The sequence below is a fragment of the Nostoc sp. T09 genome (genome assembly GCF_002154695.1).
Taxonomy (GTDB): Bacteria; Cyanobacteriota; Cyanobacteriia; order Cyanobacteriales; family Nostocaceae; genus Aulosira.
Window position 1 is genome coordinate 35947 of the sequence record NZ_MTAV01000095.1, and the last position, 17593, is coordinate 53539.

Consider the following 17593-nt stretch of genomic DNA (forward strand, 5'->3'; position numbering starts at 1 on the left):
ACCAAATCAAGTATATATTAACCCTGTATTTCCATGTTTTATTTTTCATAGTTAGAAATGTCATCTAGCAACCGATTTATTTCTGCTGTCTTGTCAAGAGGTACGAGATAAAGACCACAAATTTTGCTTATCCGGTCTACGGAAATATTCTCAAAATCACACCAAGCACGGGCAGCTTGGTTAGCTATCTTCTCAATCTCAGCAGCTTGAATTGCGGCACAAGGTTCTGATTCTATACAAGCAATTAAATCAAGAATAGCAAGTTCATCTTGCTTTTCAAACTTTTTGCTTGACAAGTTGAAAAGTATGGGACAATACTTGCTTTCATACTTAAGCAGTACAAAGATACGGGGTTGAGGCTTGGAATAGCTCCTTGCACTCAGTAAATATTCTGGCAGTTCTTCTGCACGACTCCGGTATTGTTCAAGCACTGCTACATGAGTCAGCATGGATTCAGCACCAAGTCCACCAATATCTTTTAAAAATTGACTATCTCGTGTAAGTTGCTCCACATCTAAATCGCTATCAAGCGTTATTTCAGAGTGTTCTTCTTCTGATATGACACCAGATCCCAAAATGCGTTTCGATTTATTGTGGCGATGAGCAATGCGAGTAAATCTCTTACAGATATCGTTTTGTACGCGGGAGAGGCTGTCTGTTTGATCTATGATTAACGGTACAAGTGTATAGAACTGAACCACTCGTTCAGAATTTGCGGTCATCCTCAACACTCTACCTGCCCTTTGAAATAGCTCATCTGCTCCTTCGGGTGGGTCGTAGTTTACCACAGTATCGGCATCTTGTAAATTAACACCTACACCATCTGCATCAGTACAAATTAGTACGTCATACTCTTGGCTGGCATTGTAATTATGAGAACGTGGTGAAAACTGTTTTAGTACTTCAGAACGCTGTAATCCAGCTTTTAATCGCGGATTACCTTCATCCGTTTCAACTGTACAACCAATCTTAAGTGCGTCACTAAATGTTCTCTCCAACATACTTAGTAAATACTGGGCAGTAAGATATCTCTTGACAAATATGATGACTTTACCCTTTGTATCTAGGCAATGCTCCTGAATAATGTTCTGCAATTTCAGAAACTTGTCATCTGTGTAGTTACTCTGCCTAAGCCGTGCCAGTAGTGGTATCAGAGTATTCCTACGCTCTTCCAAGCTTAGATACATCGGTGTTTTATGAGACCGATTTTGTGTATCAAGCACGTTAAAAGAACGATGTTCTTGATTATTAATATCAGTAGCAGACTGTTCCCATAGGTTTAGAGTGAGTTGAGAGGAGTCTTCTGTTTGCTCACAAGAGCTTAATGTCGCAAGGTTTTGTTCAATACTGTTTGCCATTGCTACAGGTGAACTAAGCCAGTTTGTAAGTGAAGCATTATACACTGTATCGATCGCACTCTCGCATAGAGCCATTTTCTCATCATCAAACCATTCATGTGGAGACTTAAAAGCTTGATCAAAACAACGGCGATCAAAAGCAGCTTGTAGTTCAGGCTGTAAGAACAACTGGTAGCGTAACGAATATAGCTTGAGGCTTTTTGGTAGATAACTTCGTTCATCACCAAACTGAATGAAAGTTCGTCCGTTTGTATCAATATCACCTCTGTTTCGAGCCATTTGTAAGACATGAGGTAGCCCCAAAATGGTCACGATTGGTAAGCGGGAAAACTCTTCGGCATCACTAATTTCCCAAGGAATTTGCTCTTCCAATAGATTAGGTTTGTAAAACCGATGAGGTAGAAGATATAGCAAACTATTAAGATTTAAGTAATCTGTGCCATATGCTGTAGCCGTGAGAAGAAAGATTTTTGCACCTGCTTTGACTGCTGGTACTATACGTTCATAAACCAAACTCTTACCATGTTTGGACTTCTTCCGTAGAAGTTCATTTCGATAGAAGTGAGCCTCATCAATAATAATTACAGTATTATCATTAGCTCGTTGAAGCAGCTTCTCTAGCTGGGTTGTTAGATGGCGAGATTCCTCAGAAGCTTTGCGAAACAGCAGATCGATGTTAAAAAACTTAAAGTAAACATTGCGATTTTCAAGCTGCTGTTCCCAATTTTCGCGTACTCCACTAGGAGCAATTAAAATAACTAGACTGGTTCTGCCTATTGGTTGCAAACGCAAAGCAATTTCAGCACCTATAACAGTCTTACCCAGACCAGTCGCAGCTATGATAAGTGCGCCACCATACTCATTAGCTTGACGAAGAGCGCGTGCAATTACACCCTTCTGATAATACACAGGAGAATACGCACCTAAAGACAAAGGATATTCAGCTAAGTTATTGAGCAGAAAAAGTGTTTTAAGATAAACCTCGAATGGGGTGGCGAGATTAAGCCAATCCTCTAACTTTTTGATCAGTTCAGCCAGTAAATCTTGGGCATTTTGAGCAACATCATCATACCAATTTGTAAACAAACAGATCCGCGCAGAATCGTGGCTAACGCTCACTTGCTCTGCTGATTGGCAAAGTCCTCTACGACTGTAGTTTGATGAACCATGCCATATTAGCTTTGAATCACAGATGTAAAATTTACAGTGAAAAGGCACTTGCATTTCGCGGGCATCTCGAATAATGAAGCGCCCGGATTTCATGCGTTCAACTAATTCAAAAACTGTTCTCCACAGATCGGTATCACACTGTCCCAAATCTGCCGTAATCTCATCAATGACAGTGGCTCGGACATGCTTTCCTTCCTCCCGACCCACTAGGATTTGAAATTGTACCTCCGATGCCACATACTTACGACCCAACTTGTATCCAACCAGGCTAAAGTAAGCACTAGCAATACGAATTGTATTTTCAGCTTCTGGAAAATAGGCTTTAATAAACTCTAATCCTACACCAGAGCCGACACCTGCAATAGGTTGACCATCAGGATTGGACTGTAAAACCAAAGCTAACTTTGACTTTGACTTGCGAGGCATGAGGGAGTGTTACTAATTTCAGCAATACCTTTCTATTATCTGTTTTATTGATACTTATGTACTATGATTTAGCGATTGCGCTGTACCAGTTGCGTAAGTCCTGTGACATTGGGGTGAAAACTGAGGATTACATGAGATTCAACCGTGTTACCCCACCATTAATGCAGCGATGGACAACAGCAAAACGCCATGTACTATTCTCGCAAGGATGACAACCAATCTGAGAATAGCAGCGAAAATGCTTTATCTTTGTTTGCCTATACCAACATTGGTCGTTACTACGTTTTGAACTTTCATCGTTTGCTAACAGACTTGGATGGTCAACTCGGCCCTAATATCTTGGCACTATCAGGAACTTCTTATCTACGAGATTCCATCAGTTTCATGTTGGGAATCCCCAAGGTATTTTAATGCCAGAGCCGAGCGCAACAGAAGCGATGGCTGCGCCAACGTCTTTGACTAACGCTCAAAGTCGTTTTAAGTTTCTACCTCAATTCAACCGCAAAGATGAACCTATTCGTATTTCTGGCACACCAGAACGCCAAAAAATGGGAATGTTCAAAGAAATGGCACAAGCATTAGTTGGTAACAACGGTAGTGGCCATTTAGGGCAGGAACTTGAGGAATTGAAAAAGCTTGGCGAGAGCAGTCCAGATTTTTGGCAGGATAGGGAACGCCTACTATTACTCGTCAACTCCTACGATCAGGCGCGATGGGTAACAGACGAAATCCGTCAATGTTGGTGAGGTATGCGGGAGCAAGTTTACCATTTGCAGCGCGATCGCACAGAAGCTTTGACTGATGATGACATCAACTATCTCTTAAGGATAGAAGTTGGTGCGCTCAACCGTGCCGATATCGAAACTTTTGCACTGACTGGCGGTAAAATCCTGGCTGCACCGATAAGTGCTATGGGGCGCGGATTCAACATTTTGAATGCCAATAGTCAAGCGGCTTTTGGTGCGGTTTGCTTTCTCACCCGTCCCTATCCTCATCCCCATGATACTCAAGCGATCGCCAAGAAAATAAAAAGCGCCTTCAAAGTAAAATCAAGTTGAGCGGTACAGAATTAGTACAGTTTGTTGCGCGTGTACTAACCAAGCACTTAGACCGACCAACCATTGTTTTAATTGAAGCCGAAGGTTGGCGTAACGAACATGGCGGAGATAATAATGGTACAGTCTGGTTTCAGTTGAAAAATGAGAACCTTCTGGCAAAACGTAACGTTCTGGATTTTCTCCATGTTCCTGGTCACACTTGCGAGTATAAGCGTGACAATCAACAACTACAAGACTTATTAGCAATAATTCGTATTCGCACTGGTAAAGAAACACCACAGTATATTACCAATCGAGAAGTTTGGAACGAAGATTGTCTAGCACGAGATTTCTCACATCTGAGCGGTTTTTACGATAAGTCAGCACCAGAACTACTACATTATTTCTCTATGGGAAGGCTACCAAAAACACAAAAACTACAAAATGAGATGCCAATACCCGAACTTTACAAACTCGGTTTTCAAGATGATGAATACGGTGCTAACATCCCCTTCAAACATCAACAGATGGTGGAGATGGTGCCGTTTTTTGTACACTCAGATTTTCAAACAGAAGAAGCTTTAAAGGCACTATGTCGCGTTCCTCACTATTTAAGATGCTCACCTGCTTGGTCTATGGGAAATATCGTTTTGCCATACCCAATGCACTTAGGCAAGGAACTCATAGAAGATCATCTGAGCATACTTGGTGTAAATTTACAAATTTAACGTGAGGCATAACAATACCTTAGCCAATTTACGAGAGTTCAACGCCACAAGAAACGGGATGAATACGTCCTAAAGAAGTAAGCTCGGCAAAAATTTGGGCTAATAAAATAGGCTCATGCTTTTCTTTAAGCATTTTTAACATTTCACGAACATATCGAAAGCCGCGGTAATAAGCTTGAAGGTTAATAATGCCATAACCGGGATTGTATTGACGAAAATCAGAGAGAAGATGATGGGACAGATAATAATTCTAGAAAGGAAGAGAATAGGATTACATGGCTACGAGCATTAGTATTAAGATTGGTTTTGACTAAAATCACTATAACTTTATTGCATCAGCCCTCTCTTCATCCTGTTGTTTTGGCAAAGGTATTAAACTCTCCAATTCCTAAATGGGATACTACCTTGATTGTTGTTGTTATTGCTGATGCTCCCCATATATGCTTGTAGAATAGTCGTAGAAGGAAGCGATCGCATAACATTTTGTCGCAGCAGAACTTCTCAAATAAATATTGAACTTATTGAACTATTTCAAACCTTTACTTATAAAGGTTTTACAGAATTGTTTAACCGTTTTATTCGCTTCTTTTGTTTAAAGCCAAGTATACTATAGAAATGCGATTAAATTGTTTAACCGTTTAATTTTGTTAACTACCATAGACCAGGCATTTAAAGAATAGAAATTGTTAAACGGAATTATTCGTCTACATTTAATTGTAGAAAAATAAAAAAGTTAGAAATTAATTAACAAAGTTGGAACATAACTCTTGGGGGTAGATATTGCGATCGCCTTCAAGAGATTTTTTATAGCTAGAGGTAGACGAGAGTAGATGGAAGCTATAGCCATAGCCCAGAGCGTTCATCCATGCCAGACTGATCAACATAGACTCTTCGGAGGCGCTTTGGAATTATCCACCTGCGCTCTTGTAGCCGCTCGTTTGGCTTCATCAATTCAAAATTAGATTTAAAATAGGAAATCACAATACTGAATTTATAGCAGCGATATGGTGCGAATCTTATACTATACCCAGCGATCGCCTTACGCTCGTAAAGTGAGAATTGTCCTGGCAGAGAAGCAGCTACCTTGCGAACTGAAAGAAACAGATATTAACAATAAATCACGAGAATTTATCAGTTTATCTCCCATTCGGAAAGTTCCCCTATTGGTGGATGAAAATGGCCTCGTTTTTTGGGATTCAACGCTGATTGTGGAGTATCTAGACGAGACTTATCCTCAGCCGGGTTTTTATCCTAGCGATCGCATTGAGCGTTTGTGCTGTCGTCAGGGGGAAGAGTTAGCAGACAATTTGATAGACAATGTTGTGGGATTGTGGTACGAAACCCGTAAAGGAAATCAAGCTGATTTTGGCACCCAAGCAAAATATCAGTCCAACATTAATCGCGTTTTAGGTGTTTTTGAGCAACAGTTGACGGTATCAGCCTACCTATTCAATGAAACTCTGAGTGCTGTTGATGTTGCAGCTATATCAGGGTTGGGTTACTACAGCCTAAGATTTGGCAATAATTGGCAGCAAGAGTATCCTAAATTGAGTCAATGGTTTGAGGTATTGCATCAACGTCAGTCGGTTTACTCTACCATGCCAAAAGCATAAAGCAACTTGGCTTACTTTAATCGCTTGAGTTTAGAGGGCTACAATTATTTACGCCGAGCGCTAACCCTCTATTGGATGAATTAAAATCTAACAACTACTTTGCCGCTATTTTGACCAGCCAACAGATATTGAACAGCGTCAGGAATAGATTCTAGACCTTGAAATTGACTTGGGTCAACGGCAACCTTGAGTTTACCATTGTAGAAAAGATTTAACAGGCGATCGCGTGCTTCGGGTATATGTTCTTTATAATGAGGCATCAAAAAGCCACGAACAGAAGCAGCTTTCCAAAATACTTGGTGATAAATTCGGGGTTGGGTAATTGGTTCTATTTCCTTCGCGTATTCCGAGATAAACCCAACTACAACTAAGCGTCCCCGCACTGCTAAGTTTTCAACGCAAGTATCGAAAACCTGTTTACCTACACAGTCAAAAATCAAATTAATCCCATTAGGATATTCTTGTTTGAGGACTTCGTTGAGGTTTTCTGTGCGATAGTTGATAATGCGATCGCATCCCAATTCTTTCAGTAACTTTGCCTTCGCTTGAGAACTACAAGTACCAATTACATAATTACCTGCTAACTTTGCCAATTGCACCGCAATATGGCCAGTTCCTCCTGCTGCTGCTGTTACTAAAACCACTTCATTACTTTTCATCTCTCCCACTTGTTCTAGTGCGACCAAAGCTGATACACCTGTAGGCATTAGTGTGAGCAACTCTGGTGTTGCTTGGCGCACCTTCACCGCTAAGTTTGCATCTACAACTTGATATTCTCGATAACCACCACCACGCGCTGTCGTGATGACAGCATCACCTATTTGAAAATCTTTGACATTTTCACCCATATCGACAACCTCTCCCACTGCTTCCACACCTAAATCAAAGGGAGGAATTAAATTCACATAGGGAACATCACCACGACAAAGTAATGTGTCAAAGCCACCGTTAACACCAGCGAATTTGTTTTGAATTAAAAGTTGATTAGCAGCAGGTTGAGAAATAGGAATTTCGACAACCTCAACGGCAGATTTAAAATCTGGATTTAGTTGCTTTGCTATTAACTTTCTATAGTTTTTTGTATTCATTTCTCAATCTTGTATTTACCCAATTTTTTATATAAACGTATATATAGGATTACTAATTGATTCTTGAACAATACGTGGGGTGGGCAATGCCCACCCTACATACTAAACTTATCTACTTCTTCTCTCTACGTTCTCTGCGTCTTAGCGGTTCGTTATTAAATTTTAAATTGGTAGGTGCGTTATAGCAAAATGCAACGCACCGTTCAGTTTCTATTATAGAAATAATATTAAACTCCTAAGGCTTTATCCCACTCTAATTGATGAGCCAAATCATACTTGATAAAATCTTCTTCTTTGGCTTTATCACTTTTACCAAAAACACCTAAGCTGTAAGGATTATCTTGCATCCGTTCTGCAACTTGCTCTTGTTCAAATCGGATTACTTCTTCTCTAGGCATATCCGGTTTAAAAAAGTCTACAACTAAGACAGTTCTGTCATAATTAGTATAATTATGCGGACAGTGTGGATAGCTATGATCTAAAACCATGAATTCTCCTTCATGCCAATAAAGCTGCTCATGGCATATCTTCATAGCTACATCTCCCTCTGGCACAATTAAGCCTAAATAGCCACGATTCATGTGAGGGTTATAGTTGACATGAAGTTTAATATCCAAACCTGGATGGAATGTCCCAAAATAAGCATTCCTGATAATATTATCCTCGCTAAAGTTGACTTTTTCTATTACCTTAGCCAAATTTGGGAAATACTTTTCTCTTAATGCAAGTGCTTTTTCTGATGCTTCATCTGTTTTATGATCTGGATATTTTATGTGATGTACTTGAATATATTCTTCGATAAACAAACCTTGGAATAAAATGCCAAAAGCACTATATTTTGAATTACCTTTGGTTTTAATCGTTTTACTTTTAGGTCCCAAAACATCGTAAGTAAATGTTAACTCTTCATGAGATGCCTGCTTAATAAAGCTTATAAACTCATCTCTAATTACTTGCCAGCTATCTTGAACAGGTTTGAGAAAAGGAAATTGCTCTGGATTCAGATGATACTCATTAAAACTTTCCATTGATTTTTATCCTGAAAATGATTGAATAAAAAACTGTTACATAGTAATGGGTTTTAGCTTGTGTTCCAGTACGATGTTGGAATTGCTGACTAAACAAAAACTTTAGCTTCTGTACTCATTTTAGTGTGAGGTCTACTGTGTCAGAACTTCCTGTATTAGATAAAATTATCAAAAATGTGCGGGTTGTTCGTCCCCATCATCATGCTGTCGAACTACTTGATGTAGGAATTAAGGATGGAAAATTTGCCCAGATTGCTCCTAATATTAGCCCAGAGGAAGGTAAAGAAGTATTTGATGCTCAAAACCTGCTAGGCTTTCCTGGGGTCGTAGATGCCCATATGCACATCGGTATTTATCAACCCCTCGACCAAGATGCTGTGACTGAAAGCAAAGCAGCTGCAATGGGAGGTGTGACTACTAGCCTGAATTACATCCGGACAGGGCAGTATTATCTCAACAAAGGTGGCTCTTATCAAGATTTTTTCCCAGAAGTCTTGGCATTATCCGTAGGTAATTTTTTTGTAGATTACAGCTATCACGTCGCACCCATTGCCAGTCAGCATATCGAAGAAATACCTCTACTTTTTGAACAATACGGTGTATCTTCGTTTAAAATCTTCATGTTTTATGGCGGTTATGGGTTGCATGGTTTGTCAGACCAGCAAAACCTCTTTTTGATGATTAATAAAGAGGAACGTTACGACTTCGCCCATTTTGAATTCATTATGCGCGGTCTAACTCGCTTAATAGAAGCACATCCAGAAGCGCGAGATACTATCAGCTTGAGTTTGCACTGCGAAGTTGCAGAAATTCTCAACGCTTACACCAAAATAGTTGAAAACGATTCTAGTCTTAGCGGACTGAAAGCTTACAGTTCAGCGCGTCCTCCTCATTCTGAAGGTTTAGCAATTTGCATTGCTTCCTATTTAGCACATGAGACAAACTGTGCAAATATTAATTTGTTGCACCTGAGTTCGCGTAAAGCAATGGAAGCAGCTTTGACTATGCAAACTGCTTTTCCTCATATCAATTTTCGGCGTGAAGTTACTGTGGGACATTTGCTATTAGATATAGACACCCCCAATGGTACTTGGGCAAAAGTCAACCCCCCTATTCGTCCCCGTGCTGATGTGGAATACTTATGGCAAGCGGTACTAAATAATCAAGTAGATTGGATAGTTAGCGACCATGCTTGCTGTTCGGCTGAACAAAAAAGAAGTGTTAAAGACCCGAATAATATTTGGTTAGCAAAGTCTGGTTTTGGCGGTACAGAATATTTACTTTCTGGTGTATTGAGTGAAGGTAGCAAGCGGGGAATGTCTTATAACCACATGGCAAAATTGCTGTCTTGGAACCCATCGCGGCGCTTTGGTTTGTTAGAAAAAGGTGATATTGCTATTGGTTACGATGCTGACTTAGTGCTGGTAAATCCCAATGAAAACTTTGTAGTACGTGCTGCTGAGTCGGAGTCACAACAAGGTTACACTCCCTTTGAAGGAGTCGAGTTAACAGGACGGGTGAAGAGTACCTTTTTGCGTGGAAATCTGATTTATAACAACGGACTGGTTCTTGGTTCACCCACTGGACGTTATTTAAAACGCTCCCATCCTGCAATAAAGGCATAGGTGTAGCGTTCGAGGTTAAGTTACCCAATTCGCAATCTTTACTGAGGATGCGATCGCTTTTCTCTACCTTTGATAGGATAATTGAAATTTAATTAATGCTCCTTTCCTTCTGCCTTATGCTTTTCTTTGTAATGTCGGGAGTATAAAAACATGAGCCAGCGTATCAAAAGAGCACGCAGCGCAACGCACCCTACATTTTAATCTAAAATTATTTGCGCTCCTCGACCATGACATCAAAGTGTTTAACTCTAGTTTCCGGTTTTATGAGATATTCGTGATCTCTAGGAAGGTCTCTGACTTTTTCAATGTCGTTACCAGCAAAATTGCGAATTGCATCGCGTGATTCCCAGTAAGAAATCACAGTAAATTCTGTGTTATTTCCATCAGCGCGACGAAGTACTTGCACTCCTAAATTGCCAGGAATTGACTTGAATTTTTTAATTCCAGCTTCTAGCAAATAAGCATAGTATTCATCTGCTTTTGATGTCAGGGTTGTACCATGCCAAATACGTGCGACTACTTTCTTTGATTGGCTAGTAGCAGGATTATTTGGTATGGGTTCTGCTGAAACGGCAAGGGTTTCAACTTGTGTAAATGAAGTCAGTGGCAAAATTATAAATGAAACCGTCAATCCACAAAGAATACCAAAAAAATTACTTGGTCTAATCATTAGGTATCTCCAGGTTTATATGACAATACTGTACTTACTTTTGATAAATCTCTATCAACTCGGACAAAGAATAAGCCGCCATCATCCGTTATGTGTCTAGGAAGAGTGCTAAAGGTGGGGCAATACCAATAATGGTTTTTGAGAATGCGGTAATCGTTTACATCACAATATCCAGTTAAGCAATATCCCTCTTCGTTATATGATTGTATCATTTGATAATGATTATCAAAATGTGGCAATATAACAATTAACCATGCTCCCCCTCCGTTAGCATCTTTTCTTAGCCATTTTTTAGTTGCTTTTACAAATTGAACTGTATCCGTTTTTCCCCAAGGTAACAATTTGCTATCTAATACTGGGATAAATTCATTCAGCTTAGCATCTGGATGATTATCTTGTAGATTTTTATAATAAGCTACACCATTCTCCATCCAGAGAATTTCTACATCTTCATCACCTAATACTTGCCAATCACCTAACTTAACTCCCGCGGGAATAAAAGAATAGCAATGCTTAGTAAGTTGCCATTCACCAATTTGGATTTTACCGTTAAGGACAAAAAGTTCTAAATCTGCTGTAAATATTCCCGATGGTGCTTTAAATTGGGGTGGTAAAATAACTCTGGATGTAGAGGCTCCACAGTCATGTTCAGTTAGCAATCTACGGCTTCCAGATGCTACATGATCTGGCATTCCTTTGATTCGCCAACCTTGTTCTTCTGGTAGAGTATTTGTGTCAAAAAATTGGTATTTACGAGGTATATATTCTGGATAAATTGCGGTACGCCTTCCTGATAAATTCATGCGTCCTCTACCATCTCCACCCCAATCTTCTTGTATACAAGGTAGATTTAACAGGTTTTTAGTATCTTGTTGAATGGCTGCATTGTCTTGATTTTCCATATATTTAAAGGTGTCATATTTAGAAAGATGCTTTTCTTTGCGTCCTTGAGTAATTTTTCACCACACAGACACAAAGAAGAGAATATTGTTTATTAGCTAAGCCTCCTTTTCACTTCTTCAGCCAAATTAGCCAATCCTACTTCTACTTGTTCGCCTGTTTTCAAATCTTTCAGTGAGGACTTTTGGGCTGCCGCTTCTTCAGAACCAATAATGACACAGAATTGAATGCCTTGTTTATCAGCTAGCTGGAATTGCTTACCTAAGGGACGCTTATCAAAATTAGTTATAACATTAATCCCCGCCTGACGTAGATTTTGTGACACTTTTAAATAAGTGGGCATCAAATCTTCTTGCATATTCACAACCATTACCTGTGCAGGTGTGGCGGCTAAGGTATTGAGAATACCAGCTTTTAGCAAGCGACTAATTAAGCGAGTTAAGCCGATGGAAATGCCTACACCAGGCATCTTTTCACCTAAAAATGTTCCAACTAATTCTTCATATCTGCCGCCAGAACAAATACTACCTAAAGGTTCGTACCCTAATAAGGTGGTTTCGTAAACTGTACCTGTATAATAATCAAGACCACGTGCAATAGATAAATCAATACAGAAACGCTTTTCGGGAACTCCCAAATCCTTCACACCTGCAACTACTGTTTTTATTTCACTAACACCTAGGCTCAATTGTTCGACATGCGGGCAATTTTGTGACAGGCTTTTGAGTTTACCTAAGACTTCATCAACAGTACCATCAATTTTAATAAAGTCAATAATTTTTTGTGTCTGTTCAGCTAAAATACCTTCTTTTTCTAAATGCTGTTTAACTTTTTCCTCTCCTACTTTCTCTAGGGTATCAATAATACTAATGCAGGTTTTAATTTTGGTTTCTGCAATTCCCACTGACTTAAAGAAACCTGTGAGAATTTTGCGATTATTGATGCGAATTAAAAAATCCCCAATATTAATTGTGTCAAATATTTCGGTGATAATTGCAGGCATTTGAGCATCATAAAGTAGGCTGAGTTGACTGCGAGCCACTACATCAATATCACACTGGCGGAATTGCCTAAAACGTCCATCTTTTGCGCGTTCACCACGAAATACAACATCCATTTGATAGCGCGCAAAGGGAAAGGTTAATTCGTTGAGATGACGGGCAATATATGCTGCTAAAGGAACTGTTTGGTCAAATTTTAAAGCTCTAGCTTCCGAACCTGTTTCGCCTGCTTTATCTTTCTCTGCTTGGCGATTTGGTGGCAGGATGGGGTCGATACCATAAATAATGTTATCACCCTGATTCCCTTTTGCTTGTAGCACTTCTAAGCGTTCTACAGCAGGTGTTTCGATGGGTGTAAATCCGTAACTTTCAAAAACTCTGCGGATGGTATCTAGCAAATATAATTCTAGGCGTTTTTCGCTAGGGAGGAATTCTAGAAACCCGCTAGGAGTAGAAAAATTAATCTTGTCACCTTTTGCCATAACCTACACTGCCAGTTTTAGACTTGAGATTTTGCGAAAAGTTTGAGCGGCGGTTCCCTCCGTTCCCCGTAGGGGTTGCCGCAGGCATCAAAGCTTTTCAAGACGAATTTTAGAGGAGAATGGACTACGCCGTATATATGCAGCGATCGCATCTCCTTGGGATACGATCTATTTATGTACTACAACTAAAGTCCCAACTTTTGCCCAGTTGTACAATTGACGAGCCTGCTTAACTCGCAAATTTATACAACCGTGGCTTACTGGAGTACCAAAATTGTTATGCCAGTAAGCACCGTGAATGGCATAGCCTTCATAAAAATACATAGCATAAGGGACATCAGGAATGTCGTAGCCCTCACCCTGCATTCGGTTAGTACGATATTTAGAATTAATCTCAAACTTACCATTGGGTGTAGGAGTTGCACGTTTACCTGTGGAAATGCGGAATGAATAGACACGCTTTTTACCTTCCCATGCAAATAACCGTTGCTCAGACAGGTCAATTTCAATCCAGCGAGGTTGAGATGTCTTTCTTTGGTCAGAGACAGTATTGCTGTTAGTATCTTCTGAAGCAGCTCTGGCTGTTGCCAACTTAGAATCAAGCGTGATTGGCGGCGACCAAGCAAATAAAGCCACCAACACTAACATCATACTTGTACAGATATTTTTTGAACAACGTAACCAACTACTGTGAATTCTACTTTGCATCAAGTCTCACCTTCTAGTTCAGCTGCTAAAGATTAGATATTTTGAAGAAATAGGGCAAAGAACGGTAAAAAGCCTAAAATTGTCTTGTATATTTAACCTTGAGTCTTTGCCTATCTATTGCACAATCTACTTTTGGAAGAAATCCCTTAAGTTTATGTAGACCTATAAGTAGAGTAGGTAAAGGATTGGAGGCATTCTCCTCAATTTGTAAATATGCAAGCTTGGTAACTAGACGTTATTAAAACTAAGATATTTTTTAGTTTTTATTTAGCGACTAATAGCGCCACAACTACTACTTAGCAATTGATATCTTTCATTAATTCATATCTAGCTAATTCATGCAGATAAGTTGATTACGAATAGGAAAATCGTAATTAAATATGTTGTTTAGCTACATATTTACCAAAGAATTTATAAATTTTTCTGTCAAGATTCCCTGATATTAGTCTGATGCGATGTCTACGACAAGCCCTACCCTTCGGGAACGTCTTCGACGAACGGGTTCAGCAGTTGCTACCCTGCGGGAACGCTTTCAGCGAACAAGCCGGGAAACCCGGCCAACGCACTGCTGACGCTCCTACGTCGCTACCGCTGCGCTAACACCGCTCCGCGTCTACGCACTACTACAATCACAGATTTTCTTGAGATTCTTCTGTCCTAATTGCTTACTGTTTGTTTGGCAAAAATTGGAACCTGAGAATTTTTTGTGGCTGAGGACTTGCAGAAGATGCCAAATTTTCTTGGGGGCATTGCCCACCATACACTTAAGCTATATATACCTGAGATGGTATATAGATTTTTTGAAGATTTACGCCTATTCTTTGGGCAGATTTGATGCGCCTTATTCTCTATATTTTACTTCAGTTTTAGTTATTTCTATTCCAGAGATTCCCAAGAAATTTTAATAATGGGAATCTCTCAACATTATTGTTATACAGTTATTTTTAATTTAGATTTGCTACCTATGGATAAAAACTGATGTACCTACAGATGCCCAATTAAATAACCACTTAGCATGATCGGGGGCAACATTCACACAACCGTGGCTGACTGGAGTGCCAAATCTTCGATGCCAATAAGCACCGTGAATTCCATAGCTGCCTTGGTAAAACATTGCATAAGGAACATCAGGAACATCGTAATCTCTACCGCGCATTCTGGTAGATTTAAGTTTTGTTTGAATTTTAAAAGTCCCAATGCGAGTGGGAGTGGATTTTTTACCAGTAGAAATAGTAATTGCATAAACAGGTTTTTTACCTTCCCAAGCAATTAGCCGTTGTTTGGAAAGATCAATTTGAATCCAACGTTGCTCGGATTGTTTGAGTGTATCAATGCTTTGGGTAGTTGCATCATCCTTTGCTTTTGCTGAAACTTCGCACGCTCCCGGATTTGCCACACTCAAGGAGAGTGTTACACCCGCAAGCAATATTGCCAAGGAGCGCATCCAGTGATGAATAATCAAGCTTTTCATCGTAAATATACTTAAATAGGAAGTTTAGGGAAAATTTTCAGTTTTTACCCTAAAGTACCCTATCTGTTGTATCAATTTTTTCACCTGTTCGGCAATCGCTGGCCAATTTTCCTCGGTTAATAAATGCTTTGGGAATAATTGACTACTTAAACCTACAGCGATCGCGCCTGCTTGCAAAAATTCCTTGGCATTCTCTAAATTTACTCCCCCGGTGGGAATCAAAGGAATTTTTCCCAACGGCCCTTGGAGGCTTTTGATATAATTAGCACCTCCGACTGCTTCTACAGGAAACACTTTCACACAGCTAGCGCCATGACTCCAGGCGGTAACAATTTCTGTGGGTGACAGCGCCCCAGGAATAATGGGTACATCTTGCGCCACTGCTGCTTGAATCATTGCTAAGTCAACGTGGGGTGTGAAGAGAAATTGTGCCCCAGAAGCGATCGCTTCTTGTAATTGCTGGACGTTAAATAGGGTACCAGTACCAATCATGCAGTTTGGTAATTCCGTGCGGAGTTGGCTAATTAATTGCCCAGCGCGATCGCTATTCCAGGTAATCTCAATTAGCTGCATTCCTCCAGATGCTACAGTCAAAGCCATTTGCCTTGCCAATTCAATTTTGGGCGCACGGATGACTGCGATCGCTCGGTGTTGTTGTAATTGTGATAACCAAACTAGATTAGACATTTTGACTTTCAAGGGAATTGGGCATGAGGCAGATTGATCTTCCTTCTAGTCTGGGAGTGACTCCGATGCTACGCTATCACCGCGACCAATTGAATCTCAACTACTAAAGTGATATATGAAAAGCAATCCTCACTCAAGCTTGCTTATTGAACCAAGCTATGCCATATTTTTATAAACTACGATATTACTATCGGTTTGCCGTAGTTTAATAATTGCCTGCCCTGCTGTTGGGATTTAAAGGAGTATAAAAATGGCGATGATTAGCAACAAGCCCTTGGGCATCTTAGCGCAGCAAAACACAACATCTTTGGACATCACAATTCAAAATTCCCAGCCATTTGATCGAAGCAGCCTGTGGAGGCTTGGACAAATTAGCAGCGCATCAATGCAAAGATTTTGGTGGCATGGTAAAGGATATGGGACCATTTTTGGCATTATGCTGCTGACCTTAGCGAGTATGATATTCCTGGGCTTTCATTGGTCTTACCGCAAGCCACTGTTAGGGTTCACTCTTGGTAAGGACACAGTAGAATCAACCAGTGACTAAATCAAAAAAGCTACAAGTTATATCTTATTTAGCTCCCAATTGGTTTGGGTTTTATGAAGCAGTGTTGGCTTATCTAGGTCGCGTGTTGGCAGTGGAAACGCAGTTAAAGCAAGGTGAATGCGAACCATTATTAGATCCCTTGCTACTAAAAGACCAACTAGACCTAGCTTTTATTTGTGGATTACCACTGATCCGTTATTCTCAAATAGTCTTAGACCAGTTGCAGCCTGTGATTGCTCCAGTCATGCAAGCACCTCGTTATCAAAACCGTCCGATTTACTTCTCAGATGCGATCGTGAATGCTAACAGCGATCTGGCAAGTTTTGATGATTTGGTGGGTAAAACGCTGTGCTACAACGATCCAGGCTCTAATAGTGGCTATAATCTGCTGCGTCATCGATTGTTTCAGGGGAGACATCCTCACCATTTTTTTGGTAAGGTCGTGCAATCAGGCTCTCACCAAAATTCTATTCGCTGGGTAGCAGCAGGAAAAGTAGACTGTGCTGCTATTGATAGTGTTGTATTAGAGCAAGAATTACGTGATTTTCCAGAACTATCTCAGCAGCTGCGAGTGGTAGAGGTACTCGGCCCTTGCCCTATACCGCCCTTGGTTGCAGCCCAGCATCTTGGTAAATCCCTGATTCAGCAGATACAATTAGCTTTGCTTGAGCCAGATGCAGAACTACAAACAGCCATGAACCGAGTAGGAGTGCAGCGTTTCGCCGCAGTAGAATTGGCAGATTATGAAGCGATCGCTGATATCTACAATGCTGCTATCAAGGCAGGCTATGCATCTTTATAAACTAAACTTTTGTGTTTTTCTGTGCAACTTTGCGCAACACGCACTTTTTTTAATGAGGGAACCCACAGAAGTGTTCTCTTCGGCATGAGCCAAGGAAAGACGTGGTTCATAAATACGGTCAAATAAGCTTTTTACAGCAGTTTTCAACTGAGTAAAGTACAGAACTTAATTTCACTTCTCTGAATTTTACTGTAATACCAATTCAAAAAATGTTTGCGACAGATAAGGCATTAAGGATGAAGTCGTAACCAG

18 protein-coding genes and 1 pseudogene are annotated in these 17593 nt (G+C 40.2%); 8 read left to right on the forward strand and 11 right to left on the reverse strand.

All coding sequences use genetic code 11. The features are described 5' to 3' along the window. Positions 1-38: 38 nt before the first annotated feature. A complete protein-coding gene (locus tag BV372_RS19545; protein ID WP_086688161.1) occupies positions 39-2954 on the reverse strand; it encodes a helicase-related protein in 2916 nt (971 codons plus the stop codon). Between the two features lie 189 nt (positions 2955-3143). Here BV372_RS19545 and BV372_RS19550 point away from each other — a divergent pair, with 189 nt between their 5' ends. Genes BV372_RS19550 through BV372_RS19565 form a run of 4 tightly spaced genes read left to right on the forward strand, consistent with a single transcriptional unit; the run spans position 3144 to position 4719 of the window. Continuing rightward, positions 3144-3365: a hypothetical protein gene (locus BV372_RS19550; RefSeq protein ID WP_086688162.1), complete on the forward strand. Its 222-nt coding sequence runs from the start codon at positions 3144-3146 to the stop codon at positions 3363-3365. Next, positions 3365-3700, forward strand: a complete 336-nt coding sequence (locus tag BV372_RS19555) for a hypothetical protein (protein WP_086688163.1) — start codon at positions 3365-3367, stop codon at positions 3698-3700. Before BV372_RS19550 ends, BV372_RS19555 begins: the two co-directional genes overlap by 1 nt. Before the next feature lie 3 nt (positions 3701-3703). Next, positions 3704-4012, forward strand: a complete 309-nt coding sequence (locus tag BV372_RS19560) for a hypothetical protein (protein WP_086688164.1) — start codon at positions 3704-3706, stop codon at positions 4010-4012. Next, entirely contained in the window at positions 4009-4719 is a 711-nt protein-coding gene (locus tag BV372_RS19565; protein ID WP_256973328.1) for an RNAseH domain-containing protein, read from the forward strand. Before BV372_RS19560 ends, BV372_RS19565 begins: the two co-directional genes overlap by 4 nt. 28 nt (positions 4720-4747) lie before the next feature. Here BV372_RS19565 and BV372_RS19570 read toward each other — a convergent pair. Beyond that, a pseudogene (locus BV372_RS19570) lies at positions 4748-5042 on the reverse strand (IS4 family transposase); the annotation flags it as partial. Between the two features lie 417 nt (positions 5043-5459). Next, positions 5460-5603 (reverse strand): hypothetical protein, encoded by a 144-nt coding sequence (locus BV372_RS36490; protein WP_179198155.1) that lies wholly within the window; start codon positions 5601-5603, stop codon positions 5460-5462. 120 nt (positions 5604-5723) lie between these two features. Between BV372_RS36490 and BV372_RS19575 the strand changes: the two genes are divergently transcribed. Further along, entirely contained in the window at positions 5724-6332 is a 609-nt protein-coding gene (locus BV372_RS19575) for a glutathione S-transferase family protein (protein ID WP_086688166.1), read from the forward strand. A gap of 80 nt (positions 6333-6412) precedes the next feature. On the opposite strand, the gene BV372_RS19580 is transcribed toward BV372_RS19575, so the two are convergent. Both BV372_RS19580 and BV372_RS19585 read right to left on the reverse strand, forming a co-directional pair. Continuing rightward, positions 6413-7420 carry a zinc-binding dehydrogenase gene (locus BV372_RS19580; protein ID WP_086688167.1) on the reverse strand — a complete coding sequence of 336 codons (1008 nt, stop codon included), beginning with the start codon at positions 7418-7420 and terminating at the stop codon, positions 6413-6415. A gap of 227 nt (positions 7421-7647) precedes the next feature. Further along, on the reverse strand, positions 7648-8448 hold the full coding sequence (locus BV372_RS19585; protein WP_086688168.1) for an aspartyl/asparaginyl beta-hydroxylase domain-containing protein: 801 nt from the start codon (positions 8446-8448) through the stop codon (positions 7648-7650). A gap of 137 nt (positions 8449-8585) precedes the next feature. On the opposite strand from BV372_RS19585, the gene BV372_RS19590 reads away from it, so the two are divergent. Further along, positions 8586-10073: an amidohydrolase family protein gene (locus tag BV372_RS19590; protein ID WP_086688169.1), complete on the forward strand. Its 1488-nt coding sequence runs from the start codon at positions 8586-8588 to the stop codon at positions 10071-10073. 208 nt (positions 10074-10281) lie between these two features. On the opposite strand, the gene BV372_RS19595 is transcribed toward BV372_RS19590, so the two are convergent. The 6 genes from BV372_RS19595 to BV372_RS19620 all read right to left on the reverse strand — a co-directional run bounded on the left by BV372_RS19595 (position 10282) and on the right by BV372_RS19620 (position 15992). Beyond that, complete coding sequence (locus tag BV372_RS19595; protein ID WP_086688170.1) at positions 10282-10743, reverse strand: antibiotic biosynthesis monooxygenase; 462 nt, start codon at positions 10741-10743, stop codon at positions 10282-10284. Then, on the reverse strand, positions 10743-11645 hold the full coding sequence (locus tag BV372_RS19600; RefSeq protein ID WP_086688171.1) for a DUF4437 domain-containing protein: 903 nt from the start codon (positions 11643-11645) through the stop codon (positions 10743-10745). The genes BV372_RS19595 and BV372_RS19600 overlap by 1 nt, the downstream gene beginning before the upstream one ends. A 92-nt stretch (positions 11646-11737) precedes the next feature. Then, complete coding sequence (gene hisS / locus BV372_RS19605; protein ID WP_086688172.1) at positions 11738-13126, reverse strand: histidine--tRNA ligase; 1389 nt, start codon at positions 13124-13126, stop codon at positions 11738-11740. Positions 13127-13294: 168 nt separating this feature from the next. Continuing rightward, a complete protein-coding gene (locus BV372_RS19610) occupies positions 13295-13834 on the reverse strand; it encodes a L,D-transpeptidase (RefSeq protein ID WP_086688173.1) in 540 nt (179 codons plus the stop codon). Between the two features lie 958 nt (positions 13835-14792). After that, the gene (locus BV372_RS19615; protein WP_086688174.1) at positions 14793-15305 is read right to left on the reverse strand and encodes a L,D-transpeptidase; all 513 of its coding nucleotides are present in this window, start codon (positions 15303-15305) and stop codon (positions 14793-14795) included. 24 nt (positions 15306-15329) lie between these two features. Next, a complete protein-coding gene (locus BV372_RS19620) occupies positions 15330-15992 on the reverse strand; it encodes a bifunctional 4-hydroxy-2-oxoglutarate aldolase/2-dehydro-3-deoxy-phosphogluconate aldolase (protein ID WP_086688175.1) in 663 nt (220 codons plus the stop codon). Between the two features lie 250 nt (positions 15993-16242). On the opposite strand from BV372_RS19620, the gene BV372_RS19625 reads away from it, so the two are divergent. Continuing rightward, positions 16243-16539 (forward strand): hypothetical protein, encoded by a 297-nt coding sequence (locus BV372_RS19625; protein WP_256973331.1) that lies wholly within the window; start codon positions 16243-16245, stop codon positions 16537-16539. After that, positions 16532-17341: a phosphate/phosphite/phosphonate ABC transporter substrate-binding protein gene (locus tag BV372_RS19630; RefSeq protein WP_086688176.1), complete on the forward strand. Its 810-nt coding sequence runs from the start codon at positions 16532-16534 to the stop codon at positions 17339-17341. Before BV372_RS19625 ends, BV372_RS19630 begins: the two co-directional genes overlap by 8 nt. Positions 17342-17593: the final 252 nt, after the last annotated feature.

Coding starts and splice junctions, on each gene's coding strand:
- BV372_RS19545 (WP_086688161.1), bottom strand. CDS start 2,954: ATGCCTCGCAAGTCAAAGTCAAAGTTAGCTTTGGTTTTACAGTCCAAT.
- BV372_RS19550 (WP_086688162.1), top strand. CDS start 3,144: ATGTACTATTCTCGCAAGGATGACAACCAATCTGAGAATAGCAGCGAA.
- BV372_RS19555 (WP_086688163.1), top strand. CDS start 3,365: ATGCCAGAGCCGAGCGCAACAGAAGCGATGGCTGCGCCAACGTCTTTG.
- BV372_RS19560 (WP_086688164.1), top strand. CDS start 3,704: ATGCGGGAGCAAGTTTACCATTTGCAGCGCGATCGCACAGAAGCTTTG.
- BV372_RS36490 (WP_179198155.1), bottom strand. CDS start 5,603: ATGTTGATCAGTCTGGCATGGATGAACGCTCTGGGCTATGGCTATAGC.
- BV372_RS19575 (WP_086688166.1), top strand. CDS start 5,724: ATGGTGCGAATCTTATACTATACCCAGCGATCGCCTTACGCTCGTAAA.
- BV372_RS19580 (WP_086688167.1), bottom strand. CDS start 7,420: ATGAATACAAAAAACTATAGAAAGTTAATAGCAAAGCAACTAAATCCA.
- BV372_RS19585 (WP_086688168.1), bottom strand. CDS start 8,448: ATGGAAAGTTTTAATGAGTATCATCTGAATCCAGAGCAATTTCCTTTT.
- BV372_RS19595 (WP_086688170.1), bottom strand. CDS start 10,743: ATGATTAGACCAAGTAATTTTTTTGGTATTCTTTGTGGATTGACGGTT.
- BV372_RS19600 (WP_086688171.1), bottom strand. CDS start 11,645: ATGGAAAATCAAGACAATGCAGCCATTCAACAAGATACTAAAAACCTG.
- hisS (WP_086688172.1), bottom strand. CDS start 13,126: ATGGCAAAAGGTGACAAGATTAATTTTTCTACTCCTAGCGGGTTTCTA.
- BV372_RS19610 (WP_086688173.1), bottom strand. CDS start 13,834: ATGCAAAGTAGAATTCACAGTAGTTGGTTACGTTGTTCAAAAAATATC.
- BV372_RS19615 (WP_086688174.1), bottom strand. CDS start 15,305: ATGAAAAGCTTGATTATTCATCACTGGATGCGCTCCTTGGCAATATTG.
- BV372_RS19620 (WP_086688175.1), bottom strand. CDS start 15,992: ATGTCTAATCTAGTTTGGTTATCACAATTACAACAACACCGAGCGATC.
- BV372_RS19625 (WP_256973331.1), top strand. CDS start 16,243: ATGGCGATGATTAGCAACAAGCCCTTGGGCATCTTAGCGCAGCAAAAC.